Genomic DNA, 2626 nt, shown 5'->3' with positions numbered 1-2626 from the left:
CTTCGACAACATATCTATCATGTCCGTGCTTTCTTTAAGGGCTGCCAAAATTTGACGCTGTTGTTCTTCGATCAAATATGGGTGCATAGGCAAGCTAAGCACCTCATTAGCAATTCTGTCACCCTCGGGCAAATTAACAGAGCTATCGAAGACGGCTGGCTGTTTATTAAGAGGAATTGGATAATGCACAGCGCTGGGTATGCCGGCTTTATTTAGTGCTAATTGAGTGTCTTCTCTGTTTTTTACAAGGATGGTGTACTGTGCATAAGCGCTAATATTGAACTGCTCTATATGAGGAGGGGATATAAAGCTGTTTTCATTTAGCATTCGATCATAGATCTGCGCAACTTGTTGCCTCAGTTCGACCTCCTCATTAAAGATCTCTAGCTTGGGCAGGAGGATGGCGGCTTGCAGGGTATCCAGGCGGCTGTTCACGCCGACGCGGATATGGTGATACCGGCGGTCTTGGCCATGGCGAGCGATCTGGCGCAGCACCTTTGCCAGTTCTTCGTCGTTGGTGAAGATGGCACCACCATCGCCGTAGCAACCCAGCGGTTTGCTGGGGAAGAAGCTGGTGCAGGCGACGGTGCTCAGGTTGCAGGAGCGTTTGCCCTTGTAGGTGGCACCGAAACTCTGCGCTGCATCTTCGATCACCGGAATGCCGTATTTGGTGGCAATGGTATTGATGGTGTCGAAGTCGGCACACTGACCATAAAGCGATACGGGGATGATTGCCTTGGTGCGCGGGGTGATGGCGGCTTCTAAAAGTCGTGGATCTAAGTTGTAGGTTCGTGGGTCAATATCGACATACACAGGCTTGGCACCGAGTAGGGCCACGGTTTCAGCTGTAGCGATATAGGTGAAGCCGGGGGTTATGACTTCATCGCCTGGACCGATGCCAAAGGCCATCTGGGCGATTTGCAGCGCATCGGTGCCGTTGGCGCAGGTGATGCAGTATTTGGCTCCGACGAAGTCTGCGAGCTTTTCTTCCAGCTCAGCCACTTCCGGGCCGAGGATGTATTGGCCATGGGCAAGCACGCGCTGAATGCCTGCGTCGATCTTGTCCTTGATGCGGACTTGCTGGGTTTTCAGGTCGATAAATTCGATCATTTACTATGCATCCACTTTGCTTAGGGTGTTACCGCTCAGTACATAGCGGGTATCGCTGTTCGGGCAGACGACTTCGCCATCACCCGTTACCGGCAGCTCCAGTTGTTCGCCAAACTCGCTCATCCAGCCGATCTGCCTGGCTGGTACGCCGACCATCAGGGCGAAGGCCGGCACATCCTTGTTGACTACAGCACCTGCGCCGACGAAGGCGTATTCACCGATGGTCACGCCGCATACGATGGTGCAGTTGGCGCCGAGGGTGACGCCTTTCTTCACCAAGGTGTCGCGATACTGGTCTTTGCGTTCGATCAGCGAGCGCGGGTTGTAGACGTTGGTGAAGACCATGCTTGGGCCACAGAACACGCCTTCTTCGAGGGTGACGTTGTCGTAGACGGAGACATTGTTCTGCACTTTGCAGTGATCGCCGATCACCACCTGGTTGCCGACGAACACGTTTTGGCCAAGGGATACGCCCTGGCCAATGCGTGCGCCGCTACAGACGTGAACGAAGTGCCAGATGCGCGAATCTGCGCCGATCTGCGCGCCGTCATCGACGATGGCGCTGGGATGCTGGTAGTGGGACATGGCGATCTCAGCGGTTCAGGGTGTTGAGGAAAGGGTGGCCTTCATCGTTCTGCGCGCTGACGATGGCGGCGGAGCGGATGGTGTTGACGGTTTCTACGCAGTGGCGGGCATCTTCGATGCCATATCCGCGGCCGGCGAGGATTTCCTGGTAGCTGGTGGTGTGCAGGTCAGTAAAGCCTTCGGAGAACTCCATTTCTTCGCCGTTGACGGTGATGGAGCGGTAGGTGGGCTTCTTGCCTTTTACAGATGCGGGCAGGTCGTTGGCATCGATAGATAGGAACCAGCGTACTCGGGCTTTCTCGTATTCAAGGTAGCCTGCGGCCTTGTGCTCGGAAGTGAAATGCACGACGTTGCGTTGCAGTTTGCCGAAGATGAAATGCAGCATGTCGTAGAAATGCACGCCGATGTTGGTGGCAATCCCGAAGGACTTGCGCGGGTCGCCTTTCCAGCTCTCCGTGTACCACTTGCCGCGCGAGGTAATGTAGGTCAGCTCGACATCGTATTTGTGCTCGCTGGCTTCGCGGGCGACCTTGTCCTTCAGGTCGAGAATCGCCTTGTGATGGCGCAACTGGAGGATGTTGTACAACTTCTTACCAGTTTCCTGTTCGACCAGCGCCAGCTCATCGAGAATTTCCGGGGTTGGCACCAGCGGCTTTTCACAAATTACGTCGCAACCGAGGCGCAGGCCAGCAGCAATATGCGAATGATGAAGGTAGTTGGGTGAACAGATGGAGACGTAGTCAAGTGCAGTCGCCGCGTCCCGCTTGATACGGTAAGCGTGTTCGTAAAAGCACTCGAACTGGGTGAAAAACTCGCTCTGTGGCGAGATGCTGTCGATGATGCCGACCGAGTCATTGATGTCGTAGGCGGAGACCAGCACGTTGCCGGTATCCTTGATGGCGCGCATGTGACGAGGCGCGATGTAACCGGC

Annotated in this window: 3 protein-coding genes; all 3 read right to left on the bottom strand. The window is 55.1% G+C overall.

The features are described from left to right. A partial coding sequence (locus AC1DVH_RS29305; protein ID WP_477756726.1) for a DegT/DnrJ/EryC1/StrS family aminotransferase occupies window positions 1–1110 on the bottom strand: 1110 nt, incomplete at its 3' end. Between the two features lie 3 nt (window positions 1111–1113). After that, window positions 1114–1695: a UDP-2-acetamido-3-amino-2,3-dideoxy-D-glucuronate N-acetyltransferase gene (wbpD, locus tag AC1DVH_RS29300; protein WP_477756725.1), complete on the bottom strand. Its 582-nt coding sequence runs from the start codon at window positions 1693–1695 to the stop codon at window positions 1114–1116. Between the two features lie 7 nt (window positions 1696–1702). Continuing rightward, window positions 1703–2626, bottom strand: a 924-nt coding sequence (gene wbpB, locus AC1DVH_RS29295; RefSeq protein ID WP_477756724.1) for a UDP-N-acetyl-2-amino-2-deoxy-D-glucuronate oxidase, incomplete at its 5' end; no start/stop codon positions are given.

Source organism: Pseudomonas sp. P4_C3, assembly GCF_056402075.1.
The sequence above is the reverse complement of the archived record's forward strand: the minus strand, read 5'-3'. Positions and strand labels throughout refer to the sequence as shown.